Here is a 25,603-nt window from a genome sequence, read left to right as displayed (position 1 = left end):
TTCTTAGTTTTTTCGCACTCGGGGCAAAAAGGAGAGGCGTATCACGCTTCAGGCAGGACGCGCGGCGCCTGAGCATTTAAAAACGGCAGCAGAAGCAGCGCGGAGATCCCCGCCGCCGTGGCAATCACCGCAAAGAAGCCGCTCCAGTGCCAGACGTCGATAACCCACGCCAGCGGCCAGCCGGAGAGTGACGCGCCCAGATAGGCGAAAAGACCGACGAAGCCGGTTGCTGCGCCCGCCGCATCTTTATGGGAACACTCGGCTGCCGCCATACCAATCAGCATCTGCGGGCCAAAGACAAAGAAACCGGTAGTAAAAAAGCAGGCTGCCTGCATCACGTAACTGGTAAACGGCATCAGCCATAGTGAGCCGACGGAAAGCAAAATCCCGGCTGCAAAAATCAGGTTCATCGGACCACGGTTGCCGTTAAACAGCCTGTCCGAGCCCCAGCCCGCGACCAGTGCACCTATCACACCGCCCAGCTCAAACAGGGTGATTACCGAGTTTGCCGTCACCAGATCCACCCCCAGCGTGTCGGAGATGTAGAGATTTCCCCAGTCATTGAGCGCCGCGCGAACCACATAGACCAGCACGTAACAGAGTGACAGCAGCCAGATGTAGGGGTTGAATAGCACGTAGCGGGTCAGGATCGCTTTGCGACTCAGACCTGCGCCTTCCTGCTGCTGCGCCATCTCCATCTCATCCTGTCGCCAGTCGCCTACCGCGGGCAGGCCGACAGTCTGAGGCCGGTCGCGCAGACGCCAGCAGAGAAACAATCCGGCGAGTATCGCTAAAGTGCCCGCAATCATCATCCCGGTTCGCCAGCCATAATGCAGTGTCACCGCGCCGATAACGATCGGGATGACCGCACCGCCAACGTTGTGCGCGGTGTTCCATAATGCCCACCAGCCGCCGCGCTCGTTACGTGAATACCAGCTGGTCAGCAGGCGCGCGCAGACCGGCGCGCCCCAGCCCTGGAAAAAGGCGTTGATGGTCCACAGCAGCGCAAAGGCCCACAGCGACGTCGAGAAGCCAAACAGGATATTGACCACGCCAGTGGCGATCAGCCCCAGCCCCATAAAGTAACGGGCGTTGGAGCGGTCACTGACGATGCCGGAGAAGAACTTCGACAGGCCGTAGGTGATGTAAAATAGCGTCGCCAGCAGGCCGATATCGGTGCGCATCATCACGCCGCTGGCGATCACTTCCGGCGCCGCCGCATTGAAGCTTTTGCGGGTAAAGTAGAACAGGGCATAGCCGATCCAGATGGTCGACATGATGTGCCGCCGCCAGTAGCGATAGCGGCTGTCAATCTCACTTTTGTCCTGCAGCGAGGCGGCGTTAGCGGGCGTTTTCAGAAAGTTAAACACGGTGGTTCCTCAGGCCGTACGCAGCGGCAGATGCACGCTGACGCGGGTTCCATGGGTGCAGGAGATAGTCAGCGATCCGCCCAGCGCACTCACGCGTTCGCGCATCCCGACCAGACCAAAGCTCTGCTGACCGGAACCTGGCGGCAGACCGCAGCCATCATCTTCAATCACCAGCAAAACGCGACCATTCTGTTGCCAGCCTTTGATCGTCACGGCGCTGGCGCTGGCGTGTTTCACAATGTTGTTCAGCCCCTCCTGACAGACGCGAAACAGCGTGACGCGCTGCGCTTCGCTCAGCAGCGTCTCATCAATACGCCACTCAAGGTGACTGACGATGCCGCAATCCTCCAGCTCCATCTCACGCATCAGGGAGCGAACTGCCTGTTCAAGTGACAGGTCATCTAACTGGCGGGGTCGCAGACGTCCCAGCAGTCGCCGCACTGAGTCATAGACGCCAAGAGAGAGCTGTTCAATGTGGACGCCGCTCTGGATCACCCGGCTATTACCCGGCGCAAGGCGCTGCACAATGCCCGCCTGGGTACGAATTGCCGTAATCGTCTGACCGATATCATCGTGCAGCTCGCGCGCCACCTCCTGGCGCACGTTCTCTTCTGTCTCGACCAGCCGTTCCGCCAGGCGTCGGTTGCGCGCCAGCTCACTCTGCAGCGACTGATTCAGCTCGCGCAGCCGCTGGATACCGGCACCCAGCAGCAGTCCGGTCAGGCTTTGCGCCAGTAGCGAGAGCAGGAGATCGACCGGATGATCGTGCCAGGTCTGGCTGGCGATCAGCGCGATTGCGTTCATCAGCGTCGCGATCAGCGCACCCTGCCAGCCGTAGTGCCAGGCCAGCGCAATAATCGGCAGAGCCAGACAGAATGGCGTAAAGCGCGACAGTTCAGCGGGCAGGCCAAGCTGCAACCACAGACTGATGACAAACAGCAGCAGATACCAGATAAGATGCCGGGCGCGCCAGTTGACCGGGTGTGAGACCAGCGACGGCCCCAGCGGCTGCCAGCGGGTGCTGGTGAGGTAGTGCCAGATGACCAGGCAGGTCGGGGCCAGCGTCAGACCACCGGTGAGCGTCAGCAGCAGGGCGTTCAGCATCTCCTGCTGTCCCGCCCATGCCAGGGATTGCAGCAGCGCTGCGGCGATCAGAGCCGCGCCCTGGCTCAGCAGCGTGCGCCAGTCACGCTGATGGCGGTAATGGGAGATCAGCGCCACCGGCAGCAGCGTCAGTACACTGCCCGCCATTAACAGCGGCAGATGCGCCAGCGCGACCACCTTCGCCAGCCAGATCAGCATGATCCACTCAGCTGCCAGCAACACCGGCCAGTAAGCGCGTGGACATTGCAGCATCAGCCCCAGACGCAGGCCAAACGGGAATAGCAGCACCGCCAGCTCCGGGCGTTCCACCAGGTGCAGGCTGATACTCCACAGGCAGAACCAGGCCGCCGAGAAGATGAAAAAGCTGGCGACAATGGAGATCAGCCGCGAAACACAGGGGCTCATTGCCAGCCATCAAACATGCGGCGCGCCAGCTCCACATCATTGCTGACGCCGAGCTTCTCCATCAGATTCGCGCGATGGACATGTACGGTTTTCGGTGACAGCGCCAGCTCAACGGCAATTTCCTTTACCGCCATGCCCTGTGACAGTTTTTCCGCCACCTGACGTTCGCGTCGGGTCAGCGGGTCCTGCCGGCCAGCGGCCAGCTTGATCGCAATCTCTGGCGTCAGATAACAGCCGCCTGTGGAGACCGTGCGCACCGCCGCGATCAGTTCATCGGGACGACAGCGTTTAGAGAGGAATCCGCGCGCACCGGCATTAAGCGCCTGCTCCACCAGGGCCGGACTGTCATGGACTGACAGCATAATGGTGGCCAGGCCCGTCGGCAGCTTGCTCAGCAGCTCCAGCCCGGAGAGATCCGGCATCGAAATATCGCAGATACAGACCTGAACGCCCCGGCCCGGTAAACCTGCCAGCGCCTCACGGCCAGAACCAAATTCCGCTACGACCTGGAAATCCGATTCCAGGCCCAGCAACTGGGCAAAGCCGGAGCGGACGATAAGGTGATCGTCAATAAGCGCGATGGTGATCATGTTTATTCCTGGCGGGTAAAATCGCGCTTACCTTAGCGATAAGCACGAAGCTGTTCAAGTCGTGAGCAGTCTATTCAGGTAACGGTGTGGGTAGGGTGATGCAGGTCAAACTGTCGTGGATCGTGAGAAAAGCATGCCGGGCTGAATAGCCGCCCGGCAGATCGTGAGGCTAAGCAGCCGATCAGTGCAGACAGCACTGCTTATATTTTTTGCCGCTGCCGCACGGACAGGGATCGTTGCGGCCGGGCAGTTTCTCTGCCGCGACAGGCTTCTGGGGAACGGGAATGGCTTCTGGCTGGGAGATCCAGTGATCGTGCAGCGCCAGCGCAGCAGGACGGATAGCTTCAATGCTGGCTTCCATCTCGTCCGGCGTCATGGCATCGATCTTTTCAAGATTCTCTTCCACGCCGTGCAGAGCGATGGCGTCCAGCGCGGGTTGCAGATCCTGCGGCAGGGCAGACCAGTCGGTCAGCGCGACACCGCGCATGTAGCCGAAGCACCACTCTTCCACCACGGTAAATTCCAGACCTTCCATTTCGCGGATGCCAAACAGCGGTTCGAACTGCTCAGGGAATTCAGATAAGCGGTCAGCCACATCATTCATATGCTGGAAGCAAAGCGACATAAAGCGCGTCATTTCACGCTCGTTGCTCCATTTCGGAATCTGCTTCTCGCCACCCCACAGTGCCACCAGCCACTGGCTTGGCTCAATGCTGACGGGACCGGAGAGTACAGCAGTCAGCAGGCCATCCAGCTCGGAGACATCAATAATCGATGCTTCGCTGCCATATTTTTCCAGCATATCTTCCAGCCATTGCAGCTCTTTTTCGGACAGTGGGCCTTCTTTCATGCGGTTGCCTCCCGGGCATTTCAAAATTTCAGCGGCGTTGAGCCTTAAAACCGCAGCAGTGTACACCCTTGTGGACTGCAACACAGCTAACCCTGTTCGGGCGTGCTGCGGTGACTAAACCGCGTTTAGCACCACTTTCACCCCGTTATGCAGGCGATAGCCCACAGCACTTTATGGTACATTTTTGCGCTCCAGCCAGACAGTTGCGTGTTAAATAATAATAAGTAAATGATTAATATATGAAAAATGGATTTACTGGCAGGCCGGCTGTTGCAGTCTCCCTTGCGCGGCGGTCCCCTGGCGGCCAGTGGATCAGCAGATTAATGACGCGATTCATGCCAGCCTTTATCTTCCTGCTGGCGGGATGTGGAACCCTGTCGCAAACGTCCGCCCCGGTGGGCGATCGCGTTTATCTGACACACGCCACTTTTCATGAAAATGTCGATGACATCGTGCAGCATTACATGCAACAGAAGCAGGTTCCCGGCATCAGCATTGCGGTCATTCATCGCGGTGGGCCGACCCGCTATTACTCTTTTGGCGTAACCGATCGTGTGCATCGCTATCCGATCACGCCCGATACCCTGTTTGCGCTGGGATCGCTGAGTAAAGGCGTGACGGCAGAAGTGATTATTCAGCTGGTTGATCAGGGTAAGTTGCGCTGGAGCGATACCCTGGCCGATCTTCTGCCGGAAGGCGCTTGCCTCAGCGCTGACGCGCAGCACATCACGCTGCTGCAGCTGGTGACGCACACCTCGGGTCTGCCGCGACAGGATATGGATTTGACGATGCTGCAGCAGTTCGTTCGATATCTGGACACCGGCGAGAATTTCTATGGCAACCTTGATAGCGACAAGCTGCTGAGTTATCTGGCGGACTTCTCTGCGCCCGCGGTACGCATGCCACACTACTCCAACCTCGGCTATGCGCTGCTTGGTTATATCCTGCGCACGCGTTTTCATCAGGATATTCAGACGCTGGCGTCACAGCTTATTTTCACACCGTTAAAGATGAACCAAAGCAGCTTTGTACCGGAAACGCTGGCGGGCTATCCGCTGCGTGCGCTGGGCCATGCAGGCGATCAGCCGAAATTTATCCGCCGCGGCACGCTGACGCCGGACTGGCATTTTCACGGCAACATGGTGGCGGCGGCCAGTCTCTACAGTAATGCGCGCGATCTGAGTGCTTATTTGCGCGCGCATCTCAGTGCCACCGGTGATGCTGCGCTGGACCGGGCTTTCGCGGCGGTAGAGCAGGCGTGGTATCAGCAGGGCGCGCAGGTGCAGAATATCGCCTGGGTGACCGACACTTTCGAAGGGCAGCAGATCATCTATCAGGTGGGCTATATCGGCGGCTATTCCAGTTTTATCGGCTACGATAAACGTAACGGCAATGCGATTGTGGTGCTGCAGAACGGCTTTAACTGGAGTAACTATTTAGGCATTGCGTTGTTGGTCGATCTGGCAACTCAGGATAAAGTGGTCGGACAGTGATCCGCTACCTGGCCTGTGTGCAGTAAAGTGAATAGCGCTGTTTTTCCTTACACATAGCGTCAGTGCGCCGGAACTGAAGTGCGATAAAAATTGTCTTTAGCCTGACTGTCAAAATTCAACGTGGAAATCATTATGCGCAGGACTCAACGTGTACTTTTATCAATGGGATTACTGGTTGGCTCGCTGAGCCTGATCCCCGCTGTACAAGCCGCTGGCGAAGCAACGGATACCGTTCCGCCACCGCCGCAGATTCAGCCTGCTAATCCGGATGCCCAGCCCGCTACGCCTGATACGGGCAGCGTTCAGCCGGATGCCGGTGCCGCGCAAAGCCAGGCACCGACCAGTTCACAATCTAATGATGGTATTACGCCGACCACGCCGGCACCTTCCAACGGCGCACACCCTAATTACGACCTCAGCACCATCATCATCGACTACAAACAGTACCAAATCGGTGACACAGTGCCAGAGAAGTACACCGATAAAACGTACACCATCAATGAGTGGCAAAAGCGTAATCTGCCCGCTCCACAGGAAAATACCCACTGGGCCTATATCAACGCCAACTACATTCTTATTACCAATGACACCGGCAAAATCGTCATGGGTAAATCGGGCGATATCTTCTTCCGCGGTTAAAATAAGCGGTAAAAAATCAGCCGGTCGTGATGACCGGCTTTTTTTTAGCTGAAACGCTCAGCACCAAAGCTTGCCAGCATCGGATGCTTTTCACCGCTTACAATCTCCTCCGCCAGTAATTCACCGACAATCAGCGCCAGGGTTGCGCCCGAATGCGTGAACGCCACATAACAGCCCGGCACCTTCTGCAGTTGCCCCAGCACCGGATCGCCATCGCCTGGAATCGGCTTCAGGCCAATTTTCCAGCTCTGGACGCTGAGCGGCTCGTCACCCCGTAACAGCTGACTCGCTTCCTCGGCCAGCTTTGCTACAACCTGCTTATCAATATGGTAATCGCCTCCGGCCAGCTTCTGGATATCAGCCTCGTACCAGTCGTGATCCAGGGCGTAACGGTTGCCGGGGTTTGGCCGGATGGCGGCGCGGGGCGTGTTCAGCACCGCTTTGAGTTCATGTTTGCCCGGCTCAGTGATCACCAGCATGGAGACGGGCGATCCGTTGGGAATCGTCACACCCAGTGGCGCAATCACATCCGGTGTCCAGGGCCCGCAGGCGACCACCACCGCATCTGCCCGCAGTTCACCCAGCTCACTGCGAATGCCGCAGGCCCGGCCATTCACTGTGATCACACTGGCTTTACCGGCGTGTTCAATCAATTCCCCCCCGCGTGCCCGGAACTGATTCACCAGATACTCTGACAGGTGCGGCAGGCTGACCCAGCCTTCACCGGGGTTAAATATCGCCTGCGACGGCAGCGCGTCGGGATCGATCGTCGCATCCGCCTGCGCCACGTTATCAGGGGTCATAAGTTGTGAGTCGTAGCCGTGTGCTTTCTCATAGGCGTGCCGCGCCTGCGTTCCGGCTGCATCATTGCTGAACCAGCAGACCCCGCCATCAAAACGCAGCCAGTCGAGGGTAGGTTGTTGAGCAAACAGTGTGCGATAGCGATCAATGCCCGCCATGCGCAGCGCGTGATAGGGGCGGGAGCGTTCACCCGCCGAGTTGAGCCAGGAGAGTGAACGTCCCGATGCGCCAGAACAGAGCGCGGCTTCGGTCACCAGGGTCACCGCCGCTCCCCGTTTTGTCAGCTCCAGCGCCGTCGAGACACCTATTACGCCACCGCCCAGAACAACCACTTTCATTTCAGTTTTTACCGCCATTATCAGGTTCCTTGCTCAGTTACAGCACTTCAGAGAGAAAACGTTGCAGTCGCGGCGACTGTGGCGTATCAAAAATGGCGCCCGGCGGCCCGGCTTCAACAATCTCACCTTCGTCCATAAACACCACCTGATCCGCCACTTTGCGCGCAAAGCCCATTTCATGTGTCACCACAACCATCGTCATGCCGCGACGACAGAGATCTGCCATCAGCGTCAGGACACCTTTCACCAGTTCGGGATCGAGCGCGGAGGTCGCCTCATCAAACAACATGACCTCGGGATCCATCGCCAGCGCGCGGGCAATCGCGACACGCTGCTGCTGGCCGCCGGACAGATCGCGTGGCCGGTGATCGGCGCGCTGACCCAGACCCACTTCTTCCAGCCGCTGACGCGCAATCGCCATCGCCTGCGCTTTGGGCAGGCCTTTAACCCGCCACGGTGCCAGCGCCACGTTCTCCAGCGCGCTGTGATCGGGGAAGAGATTGAAATGCTGAAACACCATGCCGATCCGTAACCGCAGCGCATCTGGCTTGTCGCGCAACACTGACCGATCAGCCAGAAGTACATCCCCCGATTGCGGTTCATGCAGCCGGTTGATGCCGCGCAGCAGCGTCGACTTACCCGAACCGGATGGCCCGATAATGCAGGTGGTGCTGCCGGGCGCGACCCGCAGCGAGACGTTACGCAACACCTCAATCGGGCCGTAAGCCAGAGTCAGATCGCGCAGCTCCAGGCTGGCACCGTGCCAGCTCGCGGCAGTGGTGCTGTTCAGGTTATTCATGGTTGCCTCCGATCCGGGGATGAGTGACCAGTGCGCCGCCGGGCGCTCTGACTTCATCCACCTCTTTTAAGCCACTTTGCGGGGCAGTCAGGCGACGTCGGCCGGTGCGATAACGCACATCGACATAGTTGACCATGTGCGTCAGCGGCACAGTGATAATCAGATAGAACAGCCCTGCCAGCATCAGGGGCGAGAGGTTGCCGGTGAGCACCGCCGCATCCTGGCCCACGCGAAACAGTTCCCGTTGCTGGGTCATCAGGCCCAGCAGGTAAACCAGCGAGGAATCTTTAATGATGGCGATGAACTGGTTAACGATGGCGGGCAGTACGCGGCGGATCCCCTGCGGGATCACCACCAGTCGCATTGCCCGGCCATAACTCATCCCCAGTGCACGGCAGGCTTCCATCTGGCCGCGTTCAACACTCTGAATACCGGCGCGGAAAATCTCGCCCATGTAGGCGCTGGCGATCAGGCTGAGAGCGAAGATCCCCAGCGGATAGGGCGTAGGACCGAACAGCTGATAGCTGAAGCGCGCCAGGCCCTGACCAATCAGCAGAATGGTCAGAATTGATGGCAGACCGCGGAACAGATCGGTATAGAGCCGGGCAGGCAGACGCAGCCAGCGTGAGGGCGAGATGCCCATCAGCGCCAGCAGAAGGCCGAATAGCGTGCCGAGCAGCGTTGCCGCCAGCGAGATAATCACCGTGTTGACCAGCCCGGTGGTCAGCATCTGCGGCAGTACTTCCATCATTGATGGAAAATCAAAGAAGGTGCGGGAAAGAATCGTGAGCAAGTCCATCGCCGTCTCCATGCAGGGTGGGGGATCCCCCGGTTAACTCAGGACGCGGACGTCCGCATCTTTACTGCCCGCCAGGCAGATACTGTTTTGGCATCGGCGATCCGGGGAACCACTTCTGATAGAGCCGTTGCCAGGTGCCATCCTGCATGGCTGCTTTGATGGCACTGTCCAGCGCGGCCTTGAAGGCGGGTTTGCCTTTAGCAATGGCAATGCCGGCCGGGGCATCAAACGAGGGGATATCGGCGGCAGAGACCAGCTTAAAGCGGTCGGCGTAGCTTTTTGCCGCCTCATAGTCGAGGAAGATCGCGTCGAGCGTACCGTTGTTGAGCGCAGAGACTGCGCTGTTGTTATCCGGGAAGCGCACGAGATCGGTCTGGGTGAAGTGTTCGACGGCATAGCTCTCCTGCAGCGTGCCCTGAACCACCCCGAGCCGGTGTTTTGCCAGGCTGGCGACATTCTTCACGCCGCTGTCATGGCGGGTCAGCACGGTGAGAAATCCCGCCAGATAGCCGGTTGAAAAATCCACCGTCTTTTCACGCGCAGGGGTGATGCCGATAGCCGCCACCGCCGCGTCATACTGACCGTTGGCCACCGCCGGCATGATGGCCGAGAAGTCCTGTCCAATAAAATCGACCTTATCGATCCCGATACGATGGGCGACATCTTTGAAGAATTCGACGTCAAAGCCGGTGAACTGACCGCTGGCATCCGTGAAGGTGTAAGGTTTTGAGTCGCCGACGCTGGCGATGCGTAGCTGACCCGGTTCGATCAGCCCATAGGGATTGTTATCGCTGGCAGCCAGCGTACAGAACGACAGTGAACAGAGTGCGAGCGTGGTGCCGAGCAGTTTGCCCAGGGTGGTTTGCGATTTCATAGCTCATCCGTTTTTGCAGGTTTAAACATCAGAGACTGTTGAGCCAGCGATTATAATTGAGACCGGTCTCAACACAGGTGGCACCTTAAGACACTGATGTTGTGAGACCGGTCTCAAGGGGTTACAATGAGTTTAAGCACAGCCTTTTTTCGGCGTCAATATTCCTGTCATCAACCTGTGATTCAAAATAATTATGACCAGCCAGAAACGACAATCTAAAGCGCCCACCGTGGCGGATGTGGCGCGCGCAGCAAAAGTATCCAAAGCCCAGGCGGCGCGTGCGCTGGGTGGCTATGGTGCGGTCAGTGATGAGGTACAGGAGCGGGTCAACAGCGCGGCCTCCGCGCTGGGCTACCGTCTGAATGCCCTGGCCCGCAGTATGAACACCGGACGTTCCAATACCATTGGTGTGATTGTCGGCGACATCGAAAATCCCCATTTCGGTCTTGCGCTGCGCGGCATGGCGGATGTGGCGCGCACTGCCGGTTACCATCTGCTGCTCAGTAACAGTGATGAGAAGTTGCAGGCTGAGCAGGATGCGGTGCGGGTGATGCTGGAAAAGCGGGTCGACGGCATTATCGTTGCGCCTTGCTGTTCAGAACACCATCACAACAGTCACCTGACTCAGGTTCTGGAAGAGGGCAGAGCGCTGAAATTATTTGATCGCGCAGTGACTGACCTTGATGTGGAGGCGATCTGCTGCGAATTTACCGAAGTCGCTGCAGAAGCAACCGCGCAGTTACTGGAAGCGGGCCATCGCCACATCGCCTATATCACCAGCATGGCACTGGCAACCGACTACAGCACGCCAGGGGATTTTGGCCTGACGCCGGTCGCCCAGCGCGTGGGCGGCATGATGCAGGCATTTGCTGCCGCGGGCGTAGAATTTGATCCGACGATGGTGAAAGTGAATGCGCTGGACGAAGCGGAGATTGCCCGTATCGTGGCCGAGCTGTGGCAGCGTCCGCAGCCGCCCACTGCGCTGGTGGCTTCTGACAGCGTGGTGGCGATGTGGCTGCTGCGCGAAGTGACGCAGCGCGGACTGCGAATCCCTGCCGATCTCTCATTCGTGATGTATGACAATTTTCCGTGGAGTGAGATTGTCACGCCACCGCTGACGGTGGTAGCGCAACCGGTGTATGAGATGGGCCGTGAAGCGGCACGACGCTTGATCGCGGAGATACGCGGCGAAGCCGTCGGACCGATGCCGCGCTTTGATGCCCGTCTGATGATTCGCCAGTCCATTGCCGCACCGGCCAGCCTCATCAGTGCGGAATGATGCGGTTAACCCGGCCAGCCCGGTAACCGGTATATCGCCTGGCTGATGCGTTCGCAGGCAATGGGTCTATCATTTTCGCCAGTTTTGGACCTTTTTAATCAATTATGATCGTGGCAATCTGCAGAGATAATCTGCAGCCAGGAGGCAACATGTCACAACATACCAATCGGTACGGACAGCCGGTCGGTGAGCCAATGCCAGACTGGCAGCCCCGACCTCTGCCCCAGCATCAGGTTTTTACTGGCGAAGTTTGTCGGCTGGAGCCGTTTAGTGTGGCGCGTCATGCTGAGGCACTGTTTGAGGCATGGGCGCTGGCTGAAGATGGGCGTGACTGGACTTACCTGCCTGCCGGTCCTTTTACCGATCGTCCGGCATGGCAGGCGTATGCCGCACAGCTTGAAATGAGTCGTGATCCGCTGCATTTTGCCGTGATCGATCTCGCCACCGACCAGGCGGTGGGTAGCCTATCGTTAATGCGCATCCAGCCTGAACATGGCGTGATGGAAGTCGGGCATGTCATGTTTTCGGCCCGGCTGAAACAGACCCGTATGGCAACGGAGGCGCATTTCCTGCTGATGCGTTACGCCTTTGAGACGCTGGGTTATCGCCGTTATGAATGGAAATGTGATAACTGTAACGCCCCTTCCCGTAAGGCGGCGGCACGTCTCGGTTTTCGTTATGAAGGCGATTTTCGTCAGGCGATCATCTACAAAGGGCGTTCACGTGACACCAGCTGGTTCTCGCTTATCGATAGCGAATGGCCGCAGGTGAAAAAGGGCCTGCAGCGCTGGCTGGCGGAGGAGAACTTTACCGCCGACGGTCAGCAGCGCGAAAAGCTGGAGGCGCTGCGCGACAGACCCTGACCGGGCGATAACGGGCTCACATTAAAATATCTTTCAGGACCGCCGCCAGCAGGGTGGTGGTCATGAGAATAGATAACCGTTTGATCCAGCGCATATCGGTAGTCAGGGTAACAACGTCATTTCTGAGGCTGTCCACAGCCGAAGTTAATCGGAAATTCATTTCACTGAGAGCGACATCCAGCTTATCCACTTTGGCTTCTAACTGATTAAAACGGATGGCCAGTTTGTCCGTTTTTCTTTCAACATGGCCAAGCCGCTCGTCTATCTGATGTACTTTTGTTGTGAGCTGACCAAGCTGCCCATCTATCTGATCGACTTTGGTCGTAAGCTGCCCGAGCCGAATGTCTATATGGTTGGCTTTGGTCTGAATCTGACCGAGTTGCTTTCCAACCTGTCCGCCTGGCTGCCTCTGCTGCATATCAGTAAACACCTGCACCATCGCCTCCGCTTGCTGATCGTCGATCCCTGCCTGTTGCAGCGCTTTAAAAGCTTTGTGGGTACTCATCATTGTGCTTGTCATCACGACACCTCCTTGGGCACTTCAGCGATAACGGCATCATGACAGGCAAAAGACGTATCGCCACTAAGCCGGTTACATTTTGCGCGCCTAGCCGAAAAATATCAATTAGTACAACAAGTAACGTGCAACAGAGTACGGGCTGTCTCGCAACATTTAGCTGATGGCAGGATGAGGCGACTCTGCGGAAATTCGCAGAGTCGGAAAGAGAAAAAGCGGGCGTTAGGGCTGTGGCACGATTTTAATTTCAATCATGCCGATGCCCAGTTTGCGCGGATCCTGACCGGTGATATTGCCGGTGTTGCTCAACTGCGGTTCCGGTGGTGCAATCACCAGACGATGGCTGGCGCCTGGGTTAACAAAATGCAGGGTATGTGTCGATATCTCTTCACTCAGCGACAGCAGTTGCTGCTGATCGCCGACCCGAACCGGAATCGCCCGGTGCGCGTTGGGGCCATACGCGCGCGCGGTGATCACCAGATCGAACTTCGCAGGTAGCGCATCGATATAGTCGATATGAACCTCGGGCGCGAGATTAGCGTTAGACCAGCGTCCCCAGCTCTCTGGCCGTGAGATGCCGCTGAAGCTTTTAACACTCTCCGGCGCACCAGGCACATCAAGCCGGAAGCTATCGGCGCTGTAGCGAATGTTGTTATCTTCAATACGGATCTGCGCAAGGTTCTGCTGATAACGCGCATCGCTGATAGCGCCCTCCGGGAAACGGACTTTGCCTTTCCACTGCGGTTTGTCGACATGCGTCACCGTCGGCGTGCCGCCGAGCTGTCCCATCGCCACACAGAGATCGCCGGAGAGTGCCAGCGAAGGCTGCCAGAGTCGCGCCATTTTAAAACAGCGATCCACCCAGAGGAATTTATCGGCTGAGGCGAAATCCGCCAGCTGATAGCGCAGCGGTGCCGAATATTCCCCCTCCGGCATCGGCTCGACATGCTTATCACTGATGCGGAACAGAATCGGCAATCTGAAGGTGGTCCCCGAGAAGCTGAAGATATTCTTCGCCTGATCCACCGTGAAGTTGTCTATCTTCTTCGGGAAGTTCCACAGCTGGATAATGTCGGGTTTCCAGCTCGTCACCTTACTCTTCATATCGTCGAACTGGGTGGAGAGTGAAAGCGATGAGAGGCTGCTGCGGCCCAGGCCAATCGCGTTATCGCCGCCGAGAATATCGAGCAGCGTGGCGCCGTTATCCAGCGTGCTGCGCTTCGCCTCCATCAATTCCGCCTGCGGCTTGTCACCACGGATCACCATGAAAAGATTGCGACGAGGCTGTTTGACCAGCCACGGATGCGCAGTGTTGTTCATCGCCAGATGATCCGAGCTCACCACAATCACGGTGTTTTTGAACCACGGCGACGCTTTAATGCGCGCAATCAGGCGCGCCACATGCTCCTGCGAGCAGGCGACCGCACTGAATGACTGATTCGGTTTGCCCTCAATGCTGTAGCTCCTGCGATCGCAGCTGCGTGAGATAAATCCGTCAGGATGATGGGTGTCGACGGTCAGCGTAAACAGCGCAAAAGGTTTACCGGCCTGAGAGAGTTCCTGATACTTCTCAAACACCTCATCCATTACCGTATCGTCGTAATAACCCCAGTTATTACGGTAGGTGGGATCGGCGACGCGACTTTTCAGCTCCTGCGAACCATAAAGGTTAGCGGGATCAAAACCGTGTGATTTCAGGAAGATATCTTTCCCGGCGAAACGCAGATCGGCACCCTGAATAAACCAGTTCTCGTAGCCGGAGTTTTTCAGGATGTCGCCCAGACAGACGTTCTGAGGATAGAAGCTGGAGAGCGACGCTGACGCATTGCCATCAAATGGGGCAAACAGCGGAATGCCACACTGTGAGGCGACCATGCCCGCAATGGTGTAATCGGTACCTGGCAGCTGTTCGGTTTCGCTGAAGTCGATGCTCTGCTCTTTCTGCCGGCTCAGTTCCGGCGCTAAGCCGGGAAAGGCGATAGGGTCAAAATAGGTGCGCTCTAAGCTTTCACCATAGATGTAAACTACGTTGAGGTGCGGCTGTTCAATGCGATTACGCGGCACTTTATAGAAGTTGTCGAAGTCAGAATCTGCCAGTTGGGTATGCGACACAATCAGGGTCGCGACCTGGCGAAAGGCCGGGGTGGTCTGCACCGAGCCGAGTGCGCAGGCGGCAGCCAGCAGCGACCAGCCCATGTGATGCGGACGCTTACGCCGCCGCAGAATCCATGACAGCAGGCAGAACAGCAGAAACAGCACGATGATCAGCCCAATCGCCGGCACCACATATTTACTGACACCCGCGCCGGTCAGACTGTTGGTCAGCGTATAGAGCACCGCATCGTTGATGCCTTCACCGGTAAAATAGTTGCTGGCATAGAGGGTGGCGTTCAGCACAACGAAAAGCACCAGCAGAATAAGAACGACAATAAACCAGAATTTGTTACGCCCGGCTTTACAGGAATAGATTGCAATAGCGGCCAGAAACAACGCGACGGACACCAATTCGGACAACGGCAAATCCTCTCTTCAGGGCTACGCGAGGCTTCACGCAACCGGCCACCTTCGGGGGATGGTTTTTCGACAATCTATATTGGCTGTAATCCGGCTGCAACATATCCGGCCCGATTTGTGCGGTGAAGAGCAGATTGGTTTATTGTCATTTCAGAAGTGAGGTTATCAGGCGTGACGGTGGCTGGCGCGCACCGTCAGCAGAGCAGACGTCAGGGCGATTTTCAGAGTTTGCCGGTGAGATATTGTGCTTCGCCGTCGGCAAAACTCCAGTCACCTTTGTCGTTGGTGATAAAGCTGATCATTAAATCGTTGCCCTGCACACCACATTGTTCACGCAGCTCACGCGCCAGCTCGGCCATGAACAGCTGTTTCTGTTCACTGCTGCGTGGGCTGGTATAGACCCGCACCATCACCAGATTATCGCTACGGCTGAATCCCAGTCCGGTATCCTGAAACACCATCTGATAGCGCTTGTTTTCCTGAACAATCTGGTAGCGATCGCGTTCCGGCACCTTAAAGGCCGTGAGCACGGCGCGGTGTGCCGCATCCAGCAGTGTACGAAGCTCTGATTCTGAACGACCCTGGATAACATCAAATTGCAGCAGTGGCATAGCGGATTCCTCCCGGTGATTAAGAACCCTATGGTGACCCCTTTATCCGGCGGGAAAAAGCGCGTAGCCTGAAATGATTATTCACTATAGTGAACAATCGTGATGAAAGAGATGAAAACGGATACGCTGTGGGATCATCTGCACTGGCTGACCGTACTGGCAGAGCAGGGCAGTTTTACCCGCGCGGCAGAGCGGCTCGCCGTCAGCAAGGCGGCGATGAGTCAGAAAATCAAAGAGCTGGAGGAGATGGCCGGTGTGTTGCTGGTACAACGCACTACGCGCAGCGTGCGGCTGACCTCTGCCGGTGAGAAGTTGGTGGAGGAGCTACGCGAGCCTTTTGCCCGCATCGAACAGAGTTTTTTCAGCGTGCGGGACACCGCCGGGCCGGTGCGTGGCCTGGTGCGCATTACCGCACCGGTGGCGTTTGCCCGTCAGCAACTGGTGCCGATTATCGGTGAGTTTCTGCGTGATTATCCGCAGGTGCGTCTGCAGCTGGATGTGACTGACCGCATTGTGTCGCTGAGCAGTGAGGGATTTGATCTGGCCATTCGACACAGCGACACCCTGCCGGAAACGCACGTGGCACTGCCGCTGTGTGACACGCGGACATTACTGGTGGCATCACCCGCCTATCTCAATGAACAGGGGATACCGCAAACGCCGCAGGATCTGGCGCAGCATAACTGCCTTTACTACCCACGCGGCGTAGAATCACCGCGCTGGCGGTTTGCCACCACCGCGGATAGCGAACAGGTCCAGGTACGCATTCAGGGCAGCTTTGCCACTAACAACAGCGAGTCGATACGCGATGCGGCCCTGCAGGGATTAGGTATCGCTATGCTGCCCGATTTCAGCGCCCGGGAGGCGCTGGCAGCGGGATCATTGCAGCAGGTGCTGCCTGCGTGGCAGCCGGTTGAGGCCTTTGCCGCCCGCCTGTGGATCGTACGACCCTGGGCGGCGCAGGTGCCACGTGCGGTCACCACGTTTACGCACTGGTTACGCGCGCGCTTTGACCGTTGATGGCAATGCCAGCGCAGGCGGCGTGGTGTGCATCATCTCGCCAATCAGGCTGCTGCGGTTATATAAACCAAGCCGCAGATTGAAGTCGAGATGTAGCCGCTCGTTACCGGTTAATTTTATAATGGGTGGCGGCGTCTGTGGCCGCTGCTGAAACATCACAGACTGCGCAAAGGCGCTGCTGCTGTCGGCATGCAGGCGCTGATAGAACCAGGCGCTGGCTTCACTTTTACGCAGATAGAGATTCGCCCGCCGGTATTCCCGCATTGCAACCTGCTGCGCCAGCGACAGGAGCTGACGAGACGGATTCTCCATATTCTGCACAATCAGCGGAAAATCATCACGCTTCTTCAGCTCATGGAAATAGTTGCGGATGCCGACGTTTTTAACCGGCGCCAGCTGTTTCAGCCATTCGCGGATAAAGGGATTTTGCGGGGCGGCAGCAAGAAACCAGCTCTCGGTGACCGGCGCAAGCAGGTTCAGCGTCGATTGCTCACCATAGTAACCAATGAGATCCATTGACCGCGCTTCGTGAACGCGATGCACCCAGGCGAGATTCTCAAACAGCAATGTGCTGCAATCGATGCCGATGCCGCCATAACGGTGAATCAGCTCAAGCCGGATAATTTCACTTTTATGTGCCAGCGTCAGATCGGAAGAGATAAAGTTGAGATCGGGCAGCCACTGCGACAGGGTGCGCTGCGTAATCAGATAAACCTGGTGGTCGGGGTTGTCCCGCCGGATTTTACTGATATTCAGCGCCATTGAGGCAGGCAGATGATCGTTATGCCAGACCATCCAGACGATTTTTGGAATCTCCGGCAGATCTTTCTGCTGCGCGATCAATACAACATTATCTTCCTGACCCGGATCATATTCCGGAGCCCGACAGAGTCGCTGCTGTTTTCTATTCCATAACATCTGGCTACTGAACGATATTCTTTTCCAGTTACGCCAGATTTTATGCGCTGGACGTTGGCGATGTGAAGTCATGGTACACCTGTTATTTTTATTTTCCCGTCATAGTGCAGGCTCTGCCCGTTCCGCCAGCGGCAGGAACGGCCGACATTGCAAACTGGCTGCAATCCCGATGAGTGCGGGAATTAATGAATAGTTTTCCCTGGTGGCGACGCAGTGCTGGAGCGCGCGATAGTTTCCTCACGGCTGTTTAATTGCACTGCACCTTTTTAATAAAACATTATTTACACATTAGCTATGTCTTTTTTTGACTTTAGGATAATACGGAAATAATCCGGTCACGTTATGAAAATAATAATGTCGTCACTGTTAATCATTTATTTAAATGCGGTAATAAACGCCGTTAAGGAATATCTGAATATTCTTCTGAGCCTGCGCGTTATCCTGCGGCCCGGGCCACAGGAACAGTGGCTATTGTACTTAACTGGTGGTGTAAGCCCGGTTCATCAATCCCCGGAATCAGACAGCCTGAAGAGGGTTGTCTACGCTTAAGAAGAACTTACTGAGAAAGGAGCGCGCATGCAGAGTGAATCTTACGGGTTACTGGCGGTTGATAAGCAGGGTAATCGCATCCTGTTTCTTAATCCGGAAACCTTCGCGGTCGAGCGGGAGCTGAACGCTTTTCCACCGCGGCCGCATGAACTCCTGATGCTGGCCCCCTGGGGTAAAGCCTATGTACCCATTTTTGGCGATGGCGTTCATGGTAATAACCCGCATCCGGGTCACAAAGTGGCGATTATCGATTTAGAGCGTCGGGAGATCAGTGGCTTTATCGATCTGTCGCCGTTACGGGCGCCCCACAGCGGGCAGCTGGGCCGCGATGGCAAAGTCTATCTCTGCTGTGAACAGAGTGCCGCAGTGGCGGTGATCGATCCGCAGAGCGACAAAGTGGAAAAAATCATTCCAATTCCTTCTCATAACGCGCATCGCCTGACGCTGTCACCCAGCGGCCGCAAGCTATTCACCGATAATGAAGAGGATGCGACCATCACCGTGGTGGATCTCTGTGAAGCGGAGGGGCGGGTCATCGACACCATCCTGCTGCCCGGGCCGATTGCTGGCATCGCTGCCTCTCCGAAACACCCCTATCTGGTCGCCAGCGCCGCTGATGCACCGTTGCTCTATGTGATCGATCGGCAAAGCCACCGCATTCGCCAGCGCCTGACGCTGCCGGGTCATGAGCGGCCCTGTCAGGTGGTACGCTTCAGCGCCGATGGCGAGCAGCTGGTGGCGATAGGGGATCAGGAACCGCTGGTGACGCTGTTTGACGATCTGCTGAATCCGCTGGGCGACATCCGGGTAGGTAACATGCCGATGGATGGCTGTTTTACGCCAGACAGGCAACAGCTGCTGATTGCCAATCAGGATGATGGCACGCTGAGCGTGATCGATCTGGCGCAGCGTAAAGTGATTGCCACGCCGCGTGTCGGAACGGGCTGTGAGGTGCTGGGTTATTTTCCGATCGGTCAGATAAACGGACGATGATAGATCGCGGAACTCCAGTGGCGGCTGCTGGCGTGCTTCTCCGCCTGCCAGCCGCGTTTACGTAATTCGCGCGCAATCATCTTATTCATGATGCCGTGGCCCAGCAGCAGCACCGTGCCTTGCTGTGAGTGTTCGATCAGCTTCTCTGCCGCCGCCGAGGCGCGGCTGCGCGCATGTTGCAGCGACTCCGCTTCACCCGCATACCCGCAGAACCACAATAGCCGCAACAGGGCCAGCCAGCACAGGGTAGGCAGTTGCACCGCGCCGGTTCGCAGCAGCGGTACGGCGACTTCGCTGAATACGGCATCAACCTCATGGGGCTGCAGACCGAGCTGGCTCAGAGAGGATTGCGCGCGGGGCAGGGGACTGCAGACAATAAACGTAGCCTGACGGGCAATTTCGATGCTGCGCGGCGGCGGTCCGTCACTAACCTGTGACAGATCGTAGGCTTCGCACCAGTCTGCCAGTGCCTGCACGCTCTGGCGACCCGCAGCCTGGTGGTCAGGTTTACCGTGTCGCATCAGGATAATTTTCATAGCATCTCTGTCCGCCCTTTTTGTCAGGGTAACGTATTGTCTGCGCTTACAGCGAATTTTCAGAATAAATACACGTGTCATCTCATGGTCACAGGCGTGTGCGACAACAGAGCGCGATGAAAGGATTTTAGCCTGTCTTATAACGCTTAATCATAAGAGAAAATGGTAATTTATAATCGATGGTGATTTTTTCAGGCGATGTGGTGCGGTTAACTGGCTGAATTTGCGCTAAAAATGCGTGGTGACGGGATGTGATAGTGAAGTTTTACTAATAATTTTCATCAGGATCTATTGATTTATCTACGCGCGTAGATACACTAGGTCCCCAGTGATTGCTCACGGTGCCCGATGCACAGTAGGCCCATCGATTGTTAAGTTACATTCGCTCAGTTTAAGCGACCGGTGAAAAATACACCGGCGAAATGGGGCGAAGAACAAGATTCCAACACCAGGGAATCCTTTAACCTTTCATCATGGTTAGTCAACTGAACGTCGTCACCGGGGAATTTCCGCTTTTATCAGGGAATCGACCCATGGACGGGCGTTTATCGATCTGCATACTCATTCAGGGATAGGGTTATGACGGCACACAACTCCGTTAATCAGCAGGCATCACTGTCATCCACTTCAGCCGCCGATGAGCGGTTTAACACCCCTTCAGGCCGCAAAGATTTCTGGCGCGCCACTTTCTCATGCTGGCTCGGAACGGCAATGGAGTACGCGGATTTCGCGCTCTATGGCCTGGCGGCCGGTATTATCTTTGGCGACGTCTTCTTTCCGGAATCAACCCCTGCCATGGCACTGCTCTCCAGCTTTGCTACCTGGTCAGTCGGCTTTGTTGCCCGGCCTATCGGCGCACTCTTTTTCGGCTGGCTCGGCGACCGCAAAGGCCGAAAGGTGGTGATGATCTCCACCATCATTCTGATGGGCGCTTCCACGACGTTTATCGGCTTAATCCCGAGCTATGCCTCTATTGGCGTCTGGGCTCCTGCCTGTCTGGTTCTGCTGCGCTTTACGCAGGGTTTCGGCGCTGGCGCGGAGTTATCGGGCGGGACGGTGATGCTGGGCGAATATGCGCCGACAGAGCGTCGCGGACTGATCTCCTCCGTGATCGCACTGGGTTCTAACAGCGGCACACTGCTGGCTTCGCTGGTCTGGTTGCTGGTGGTACAAATGGATCAGCAAAGCCTGCTGGAGTGGGGCTGGCGTATTCCGTTCCTTAGCAGTGCGCTGATTGCGCTGGTTGCCTTGTGGATTCGACGTCATCTGCGCGAAACGCCGGTGTTTGAGCGCAGAAAAGCGGAGATGGAAGCAGAACGCGCAGGCGTGCTGGCCGCTCCGGTGGTGGATCAGCGGCCTTTCTTCCAGCGTACCCGTGCCTTCTGGACCATGGTTGGCCTGCGTATCGGCGAAAATGGCCCCTCCTATCTGGCGCAGGGCTTCATCGTCGGTTACGTCGCGAAGGTGCTGATGGTCGACAAGTCCGTACCAACCACTGCGGTGTTCCTCGCGTCGTTGCTGGGTTTCCTGATCATTCCTTTAGCGGGCTGGCTCTCTGACCGCTTTGGTCGGCGGGTGGTTTATCGCGTGTTCTGTCTGTTACTGATGTTCTACGCCTGGCCCGCCTTTACGCTGCTCGACACGCGTGAACCGATGCTGGTGATCCCGGTTATTGTGGTCGGTATGGCGCTGGCGTCGCTGGGTATTTTTGGTGTGCAGGCGGCATGGGGCGTGGAGATGTTCGGCGTTCATCATCGCTACACCAAAATGGCAGTGGCTAAAGAACTGGGTTCCATTTTGTCCGGCGGAACCGCACCACTTATTGCCGCTGCTATGCTTTCTTATACCGGTCACTGGTGGCCGATTGCGGTTTATTTCTCGGCGATGGCCGCAATTGGGTTCTTTACCACCTTTGTCGCGCCTGAAACGCGAGGGCGGGATCTCAATCTGCCTGAAGATGCCATCTAGCTTTGCCTGAGGATGCCATCTGCCAGGATAGCGCGAAAAGCAGCAGGCCGTGTAAAGCGGCCTGTTTTTTTTATGGAGGAACGTGATGTGCCTAAGTCGTTAACGGGAAAAGTGACCCGAAGTGAAGTTGCGAAAGCGGCAGGCACCTCAGTGGCAGTTGTCAGTTATGTCATTAATAACGGGCCTCGTCCGGTCGCCGAGGCGACCCGTCAGCGGGTACTGGAGGCGATTAAAGCGACCGGTTACCGGCCAAATGCGGCAGCACGCGCACTGGCTTCCGGTAACACCAAAACCTTCGGACTGGTGGTGCCCAACATCGGCAATCCTTTTGTGGCGTCAATGGCGCACGTGTTGTTGCAGGAGTCGATGAATCACGGCCACGTCATGCTGCTGGGTGATGCAGGTGATGACCGCAAGCGCGAACTGGAATTAATTCAGGGATTGCTGAATCGGCAGGTTGATGGACTCTTTTACAACAGCGTCGATCGCCATCCTTACATTGACCTGATTAAAGCCAGCGGTACGCCACTGGTCATGCTGGAGCGGGTTGAGCCTCAGCCGGGCGTTAACATGCTGCGGGTCAATGAGCGTCAGGCCGCCTGGCAGGTGACGGCACATCTGTTGAGTCACGGTTATCAGCAGGTCGGCATAATCAGCGGCCCGGTCGATATGCTTAACGCGCAGGATCGTATTCAGGGCTGGCGTGATGCCATGCAGGATCGCGGTCTGCCGATTGATGAATCGCTGATGTTTCCCGCCAGCTACACCCCACAGGGTGGATACGCTGCGGCACAAAGCATGATCGCCCGGGGTCGTGTGCCTCGTGCGCTGTTTACCAGCAACGAAGGTCAGGCGATTGGTGCGCTTCGCGCCTTTTCCGAACATCAGATTCGTGTGCCGCAGGATGTGGCGCTGGTCTGTTTTAACGGTACCAATCACTCGTCGTTTCACGTCCCGACATTAACGACCGTGCGCCAGCCACTGCGTGAGATGGCTCGCTCTGCGATTCATATGCTGAAAGAGGGACAGAGCGAAGCGCAATTAAAGGAGTTTCCACACTACCTTGAAATCGGTGAATCCTGCGGCTGTAAGCCGCAAAGCCAGAGTTAGCCTATAAAAATATGAAAAGAATTATTATTGACTGCGATCCCGGCAACGGTATCGCGGGTGCCAACACCGATGATGGGCTGGCGATTGCGCTGGCCTTAGCTTCACCTGCACTGTCGCTGGAATTGATCACCACCGTGGCCGGTAACACGCCATGTGAAGTCGGCGCGCGCGTCGCCAAAGATCTGATCGTCCGGCTGGGATTATCTATCCCGGTAATCCAGGGTGCAACGCAGGCGCTACAGGAAGATCCTGCGCCGTGGCGCGAGACGCTGGATAACCGGGTCAATCAGCTTGCGCTGGGTGAGATGTGGCAGGGCGTGCGTCAGCCAGCGGATGTCGCGGCGGATGCGTTTGATGCAGCTGACGCTATCGGCAAACTGATTTGTGACAATCCGGGCGAGATTACCCTGGTGGCGATTGGTCCGCTGACGAATGTGGCGCTGGCAATGCAGCGCTATCCCGCTATGGCCGACGCTGTGGCGGAAATTGTCATCATGGGCGGCGTGTTTACGCTGGATGATTATATCAAAGACACCAATTTTGGCCTGGATCCGGAAGCGGCACATCAGGTGCTGCACAGTGGTGCAGCAGTAACGCTGGTTCCGATGGATGTCACCACGCAGACGCTGCTGACCCAGCAGGATTTGACCCGCCTTACCGCCGTCGATCATCCGCTGACCGAATTTGTGCGCGACACGCTGCGTCCGTGGATCGACTATTCGATGGCGACCCGGCAACTGGCGGGATGCTGGATCCACGATGCGCTGGTGGTCGCCTGGTTGCTGAATCAGCGGGTCGCGTCAGGCATCGATTACCGGGTAGATATAGAACTGCGTCCCGGTGCGACGCGCGGCAAAAGCTGGCGTTATCGTCAGCCCCTTCGGCTCACTGTCGGTGTGCCTGAGCAGTGCGGCGCATCGGTGCATGTGCTGCATCGTGTCGATAACACGCTGCTGTTGTCGATTATTGAACAGGCATTTAAGCGCCTGAAATCCTGATGTCGTGGGCGATTAACTCGCCCGCTTGCTGGCTGCGGCGGATCGGTTTCCAGAAGGGCGCTGTGGCCATCAAACGCTGACGGTATCCGTCAGTTTATCAGCAGCATCAGGGCGCGGGCAGAAGGTGCAGGGCTTGTGTGAGTTGATACCCGGCATTACATCGCTTCGCACACGTCGATCCAGCGGGCGTTAGTCAGTTCAGCCATCAGCTGTGGGGTAATACGGACGGCGCTGTGGATAGCGCCAGCGGCGGGCAGGACTTCCTCGAAACTGCGCAGTGAGACATCACAGTAAACGGTCAGCGGATTCTCAAGACCGAAAGGACAGACGCCACCCACCGGGTGGCCGGTCCAGTTAATCACCTCGTCCACGCTCAGCATTCGTGCTTTCGCCCCCAGCGCCGCTTTCAGCTTGCGATTATCCAGCCGGGCATCGCCTCGTGTCACAATCAGCACCACGTCGTTTTTTACTTTCAGTGACAGGGTCTTGGCAATCTCTCCTGGCGTCACGCCATGGGCGCGGGCAGCCATCCCGACCGTCGCAGTGCTTTCGGCCAGTTCAATAATTTCAATTTCAGGGGCGTGTTCGGCGAAGAACTGGCGCACGGACTCCAGGCTCATCTTTATCTCCAGGCTGATCGAAGGCGTAAAAATTGCCACAAGCCTCAGTGCCTGTAAACGAGATAAACGGAGAATTCAGCGTAATTAAGTCTGTTTAGCTGCCGCTCAGGGTGCAGTTGCCGCATTGTTCGACATCGGGAATGCGATAACGCTGGCAGCAGCTGCGACGGACCAGTTCACCATTACGTGGGATCATGGTGCGGTAGAGCGGATTTTCGCTGCCATCCAGCAGCCGCTGGTTGAAGAACAGCGCCTGCTCCAGTTGCAGCACCAGCGACTCATCGATCTGGCTTTTCAGCTCACCCAGGAACCACTGGAATGAGTAGCCCATATTGTTCCAGATGAGTCGGGCGTTGATATCACCATGCTGCGTAATACCATTGACCACCGGAATCAGATGCTGCTGAATCAGCCGATCGATACGCTGCTGAGGGTTAAGGTAGCGCGCTTCTTCATCCTCCTGCACATCGATCCAGAAAGTGGCCGGATGACCATTCTCATGAAAACCGACGCGGATATGCTCTGGCGAGCAGTCCAGTGCACGTGACTCCTGCAATAACGCCATGGTCAGTGTTGGCAGCAGCAGGCCAAAATACCATTGCGCCCAGAGTGACAGCACCGGTTTCGCTTCACGAACTGCATCAGGATGATCGCGATAGAGATAATCGCTGTAGCGCTGGATAATTGGGGTAAAGGACTCTGATTGTGACCAGGCGGCGAGGGTCAGCGTGTCGCGCGGAGCAGGCTGGCTGAGCTTCGTCGATTCAAGCAGATAGCTGCGCTGTTGTTGCAGCCGTTCATGCAGACTTTCCGCCAGTGGACGGTCATTCTGCCGGAAGATCATCGACTGAGCGTTAAAACGCTGTTCCTGAGCTGAAACGGTTGCCATGACGACTCGCGAAAAGTGTAGATAAGAAAGCAAATGATAATCGTTATTGATTAACTCTACAAGTCGTGTAAAAAATCGTCGTTGCGGGTGGGAAAACGGTGGGGTTAAGGTCAGTTATCCGATCGGGCAGAGCAGCAGAGAGCCGGGCATATTGAG

24 protein-coding genes are annotated in these 25,603 nt (G+C 56.8%); 9 read left to right on the top strand and 15 right to left on the bottom strand.

From position 1 onward, the window contains the following. Positions 1–41 precede the first annotated feature (41 nt). The 4 genes from ACR8BN_RS16480 to ACR8BN_RS16465 form a co-directional block, all read right to left on the bottom strand. Entirely contained in the window at positions 42–1,370 is a 1,329-nt protein-coding gene (locus ACR8BN_RS16480) for an MFS transporter family glucose-6-phosphate receptor UhpC (RefSeq protein WP_191923728.1), read from the bottom strand. A gap of 9 nt (positions 1,371–1,379) precedes the next feature. After that, positions 1,380–2,879, bottom strand: a complete 1,500-nt coding sequence (gene uhpB / locus ACR8BN_RS16475; RefSeq protein WP_434747119.1) for a signal transduction histidine-protein kinase/phosphatase UhpB — start codon at positions 2,877–2,879, stop codon at positions 1,380–1,382. Beyond that, positions 2,876–3,469 (bottom strand): transcriptional regulator UhpA, encoded by a 594-nt coding sequence (gene uhpA, locus ACR8BN_RS16470; RefSeq protein ID WP_010251517.1) that lies wholly within the window; start codon positions 3,467–3,469, stop codon positions 2,876–2,878. Before uhpA ends, uhpB begins: the two co-directional genes overlap by 4 nt. Before the next feature lie 181 nt (positions 3,470–3,650). After that, entirely contained in the window at positions 3,651–4,319 is a 669-nt protein-coding gene (locus ACR8BN_RS16465; protein WP_039392428.1) for a YecA family protein, read from the bottom strand. Between the two features lie 239 nt (positions 4,320–4,558). Between ACR8BN_RS16465 and ACR8BN_RS16460 the strand changes: the two genes are divergently transcribed. Together ACR8BN_RS16460 and ACR8BN_RS16455 are read left to right on the top strand one after the other, a co-directional pair. Next, positions 4,559–5,812: a serine hydrolase domain-containing protein gene (locus ACR8BN_RS16460; protein ID WP_434747118.1), complete on the top strand. Its 1,254-nt coding sequence runs from the start codon at positions 4,559–4,561 to the stop codon at positions 5,810–5,812. A 132-nt stretch (positions 5,813–5,944) separates the two neighbouring features. Beyond that, a complete protein-coding gene (locus ACR8BN_RS16455; RefSeq protein ID WP_022625353.1) occupies positions 5,945–6,451 on the top strand; it encodes an RcnB family protein in 507 nt (168 codons plus the stop codon). 44 nt (positions 6,452–6,495) lie between these two features. Here the strand turns inward: ACR8BN_RS16455 and ACR8BN_RS16450 are convergent, their stop codons facing one another. From ACR8BN_RS16450 to ACR8BN_RS16435, 4 genes are all read right to left on the bottom strand, one after another. After that, positions 6,496–7,608, bottom strand: a complete 1,113-nt coding sequence (locus ACR8BN_RS16450; RefSeq protein ID WP_434747117.1) for an NAD(P)/FAD-dependent oxidoreductase — start codon at positions 7,606–7,608, stop codon at positions 6,496–6,498. A 19-nt stretch (positions 7,609–7,627) separates the two neighbouring features. Then, complete coding sequence (locus tag ACR8BN_RS16445) at positions 7,628–8,389, bottom strand: amino acid ABC transporter ATP-binding protein (protein WP_010671731.1); 762 nt, start codon at positions 8,387–8,389, stop codon at positions 7,628–7,630. Then, positions 8,382–9,188, bottom strand: a complete 807-nt coding sequence (locus ACR8BN_RS16440; protein WP_129062768.1) for an amino acid ABC transporter permease — start codon at positions 9,186–9,188, stop codon at positions 8,382–8,384. Before ACR8BN_RS16440 ends, ACR8BN_RS16445 begins: the two co-directional genes overlap by 8 nt. Positions 9,189–9,249: 61 nt before the next feature. Then, positions 9,250–10,062 carry an ABC transporter substrate-binding protein gene (locus tag ACR8BN_RS16435; RefSeq protein WP_031593265.1) on the bottom strand — a complete coding sequence of 271 codons (813 nt, stop codon included), beginning with the start codon at positions 10,060–10,062 and terminating at the stop codon, positions 9,250–9,252. A gap of 193 nt (positions 10,063–10,255) precedes the next feature. Between ACR8BN_RS16435 and ACR8BN_RS16430 the strand changes: the two genes are divergently transcribed. Continuing rightward, a complete protein-coding gene (locus tag ACR8BN_RS16430; protein WP_182504648.1) occupies positions 10,256–11,341 on the top strand; it encodes a LacI family DNA-binding transcriptional regulator in 1,086 nt (361 codons plus the stop codon). A gap of 149 nt (positions 11,342–11,490) precedes the next feature. Continuing rightward, the gene (locus ACR8BN_RS16425) at positions 11,491–12,204 is read left to right on the top strand and encodes a GNAT family N-acetyltransferase (RefSeq protein ID WP_434747116.1); all 714 of its coding nucleotides are present in this window, start codon (positions 11,491–11,493) and stop codon (positions 12,202–12,204) included. Positions 12,205–12,220: 16 nt separating this feature from the next. Here the strand turns inward: ACR8BN_RS16425 and ACR8BN_RS16420 are convergent, their stop codons facing one another. The 3 genes from ACR8BN_RS16420 to ACR8BN_RS16410 all read right to left on the bottom strand — a co-directional run bounded on the left by ACR8BN_RS16420 (position 12,221) and on the right by ACR8BN_RS16410 (position 15,846). Beyond that, complete coding sequence (locus ACR8BN_RS16420; protein ID WP_434747115.1) at positions 12,221–12,724, bottom strand: hypothetical protein; 504 nt, start codon at positions 12,722–12,724, stop codon at positions 12,221–12,223. 219 nt (positions 12,725–12,943) lie between these two features. Further along, positions 12,944–15,235: a phosphatidylglycerol--membrane-oligosaccharide glycerophosphotransferase gene (opgB, locus tag ACR8BN_RS16415; RefSeq protein ID WP_434747114.1), complete on the bottom strand. Its 2,292-nt coding sequence runs from the start codon at positions 15,233–15,235 to the stop codon at positions 12,944–12,946. A 221-nt stretch (positions 15,236–15,456) separates the two neighbouring features. Beyond that, the gene (locus tag ACR8BN_RS16410; protein WP_069025788.1) at positions 15,457–15,846 is read right to left on the bottom strand and encodes a tautomerase family protein; all 390 of its coding nucleotides are present in this window, start codon (positions 15,844–15,846) and stop codon (positions 15,457–15,459) included. Positions 15,847–15,948: 102 nt separating this feature from the next. On the opposite strand from ACR8BN_RS16410, the gene ACR8BN_RS16405 reads away from it, so the two are divergent. Then, the gene (locus ACR8BN_RS16405) at positions 15,949–16,866 is read left to right on the top strand and encodes a LysR family transcriptional regulator (RefSeq protein ID WP_434747113.1); all 918 of its coding nucleotides are present in this window, start codon (positions 15,949–15,951) and stop codon (positions 16,864–16,866) included. Here ACR8BN_RS16405 and ACR8BN_RS16400 read toward each other — a convergent pair. Beyond that, positions 16,843–17,856: a glycosyltransferase family 32 protein gene (locus ACR8BN_RS16400; protein WP_109652470.1), complete on the bottom strand. Its 1,014-nt coding sequence runs from the start codon at positions 17,854–17,856 to the stop codon at positions 16,843–16,845. The two genes, ACR8BN_RS16405 and ACR8BN_RS16400, sit on opposite strands and share 24 nt — an antisense overlap. 504 nt (positions 17,857–18,360) lie before the next feature. Here ACR8BN_RS16400 and ACR8BN_RS16395 point away from each other — a divergent pair. Further along, positions 18,361–19,326 carry a WD40 repeat domain-containing protein gene (locus ACR8BN_RS16395; RefSeq protein WP_434747112.1) on the top strand — a complete coding sequence of 322 codons (966 nt, stop codon included), beginning with the start codon at positions 18,361–18,363 and terminating at the stop codon, positions 19,324–19,326. On the opposite strand, the gene ACR8BN_RS16390 is transcribed toward ACR8BN_RS16395, so the two are convergent. Continuing rightward, complete coding sequence (locus ACR8BN_RS16390) at positions 19,308–19,862, bottom strand: histidine phosphatase family protein (protein WP_033770933.1); 555 nt, start codon at positions 19,860–19,862, stop codon at positions 19,308–19,310. The two genes, ACR8BN_RS16395 and ACR8BN_RS16390, sit on opposite strands and share 19 nt — an antisense overlap. A gap of 579 nt (positions 19,863–20,441) precedes the next feature. Here ACR8BN_RS16390 and ACR8BN_RS16385 point away from each other — a divergent pair. The 3 genes from ACR8BN_RS16385 to ACR8BN_RS16375 all read left to right on the top strand — a co-directional run bounded on the left by ACR8BN_RS16385 (position 20,442) and on the right by ACR8BN_RS16375 (position 23,938). Continuing rightward, complete coding sequence (locus ACR8BN_RS16385; RefSeq protein ID WP_031593277.1) at positions 20,442–21,830, top strand: MFS transporter; 1,389 nt, start codon at positions 20,442–20,444, stop codon at positions 21,828–21,830. 87 nt (positions 21,831–21,917) lie between these two features. Next, complete coding sequence (locus ACR8BN_RS16380; protein WP_031593278.1) at positions 21,918–22,940, top strand: LacI family DNA-binding transcriptional regulator; 1,023 nt, start codon at positions 21,918–21,920, stop codon at positions 22,938–22,940. An 11-nt stretch (positions 22,941–22,951) separates the two neighbouring features. Next, positions 22,952–23,938 (top strand): nucleoside hydrolase, encoded by a 987-nt coding sequence (locus ACR8BN_RS16375; RefSeq protein WP_031593280.1) that lies wholly within the window; start codon positions 22,952–22,954, stop codon positions 23,936–23,938. A 155-nt stretch (positions 23,939–24,093) separates the two neighbouring features. Here ACR8BN_RS16375 and ACR8BN_RS16370 read toward each other — a convergent pair whose 3' ends face one another. Next, positions 24,094–24,558 (bottom strand): YbaK/EbsC family protein, encoded by a 465-nt coding sequence (locus ACR8BN_RS16370; RefSeq protein ID WP_010251476.1) that lies wholly within the window; start codon positions 24,556–24,558, stop codon positions 24,094–24,096. Between the two features lie 94 nt (positions 24,559–24,652). Further along, the gene (gene fhuF, locus ACR8BN_RS16365; RefSeq protein ID WP_031593281.1) at positions 24,653–25,447 is read right to left on the bottom strand and encodes a siderophore-iron reductase FhuF; all 795 of its coding nucleotides are present in this window, start codon (positions 25,445–25,447) and stop codon (positions 24,653–24,655) included. Positions 25,448–25,603: the final 156 nt, after the last annotated feature.

The organism is Pantoea sp. Lu_F5_004, assembly GCF_051136245.1.
GTDB lineage: Bacteria > Pseudomonadota > Gammaproteobacteria > Enterobacterales > Enterobacteriaceae > Pantoea > Pantoea agglomerans.
This window is presented reverse-complemented; position numbering and strand designations above follow the sequence as displayed.

Coding starts and splice junctions, on each gene's coding strand:
- uhpB (WP_434747119.1), bottom strand. CDS start 2,879: ATGAGCCCCTGTGTTTCGCGGCTGATCTCCATTGTCGCCAGCTTTTTC.
- uhpA (WP_010251517.1), bottom strand. CDS start 3,469: ATGATCACCATCGCGCTTATTGACGATCACCTTATCGTCCGCTCCGGC.
- ACR8BN_RS16465 (WP_039392428.1), bottom strand. CDS start 4,319: ATGAAAGAAGGCCCACTGTCCGAAAAAGAGCTGCAATGGCTGGAAGAT.
- ACR8BN_RS16460 (WP_434747118.1), top strand. CDS start 4,559: ATGAAAAATGGATTTACTGGCAGGCCGGCTGTTGCAGTCTCCCTTGCG.
- ACR8BN_RS16455 (WP_022625353.1), top strand. CDS start 5,945: ATGCGCAGGACTCAACGTGTACTTTTATCAATGGGATTACTGGTTGGC.
- ACR8BN_RS16450 (WP_434747117.1), bottom strand. CDS start 7,608: ATGGCGGTAAAAACTGAAATGAAAGTGGTTGTTCTGGGCGGTGGCGTA.
- ACR8BN_RS16445 (WP_010671731.1), bottom strand. CDS start 8,389: ATGAATAACCTGAACAGCACCACTGCCGCGAGCTGGCACGGTGCCAGC.
- ACR8BN_RS16440 (WP_129062768.1), bottom strand. CDS start 9,188: ATGGACTTGCTCACGATTCTTTCCCGCACCTTCTTTGATTTTCCATCA.
- ACR8BN_RS16435 (WP_031593265.1), bottom strand. CDS start 10,062: ATGAAATCGCAAACCACCCTGGGCAAACTGCTCGGCACCACGCTCGCA.
- ACR8BN_RS16430 (WP_182504648.1), top strand. CDS start 10,256: ATGACCAGCCAGAAACGACAATCTAAAGCGCCCACCGTGGCGGATGTG.
- ACR8BN_RS16425 (WP_434747116.1), top strand. CDS start 11,491: ATGTCACAACATACCAATCGGTACGGACAGCCGGTCGGTGAGCCAATG.
- ACR8BN_RS16420 (WP_434747115.1), bottom strand. CDS start 12,724: ATGACAAGCACAATGATGAGTACCCACAAAGCTTTTAAAGCGCTGCAA.
- ACR8BN_RS16410 (WP_069025788.1), bottom strand. CDS start 15,846: ATGCCACTGCTGCAATTTGATGTTATCCAGGGTCGTTCAGAATCAGAG.
- ACR8BN_RS16405 (WP_434747113.1), top strand. CDS start 15,949: ATGAAAGAGATGAAAACGGATACGCTGTGGGATCATCTGCACTGGCTG.
- ACR8BN_RS16400 (WP_109652470.1), bottom strand. CDS start 17,856: ATGACTTCACATCGCCAACGTCCAGCGCATAAAATCTGGCGTAACTGG.
- ACR8BN_RS16395 (WP_434747112.1), top strand. CDS start 18,361: ATGCAGAGTGAATCTTACGGGTTACTGGCGGTTGATAAGCAGGGTAAT.
- ACR8BN_RS16390 (WP_033770933.1), bottom strand. CDS start 19,862: ATGAAAATTATCCTGATGCGACACGGTAAACCTGACCACCAGGCTGCG.
- ACR8BN_RS16385 (WP_031593277.1), top strand. CDS start 20,442: ATGACGGCACACAACTCCGTTAATCAGCAGGCATCACTGTCATCCACT.
- ACR8BN_RS16375 (WP_031593280.1), top strand. CDS start 22,952: ATGAAAAGAATTATTATTGACTGCGATCCCGGCAACGGTATCGCGGGT.
- ACR8BN_RS16370 (WP_010251476.1), bottom strand. CDS start 24,558: ATGAGCCTGGAGTCCGTGCGCCAGTTCTTCGCCGAACACGCCCCTGAA.
- fhuF (WP_031593281.1), bottom strand. CDS start 25,447: ATGGCAACCGTTTCAGCTCAGGAACAGCGTTTTAACGCTCAGTCGATG.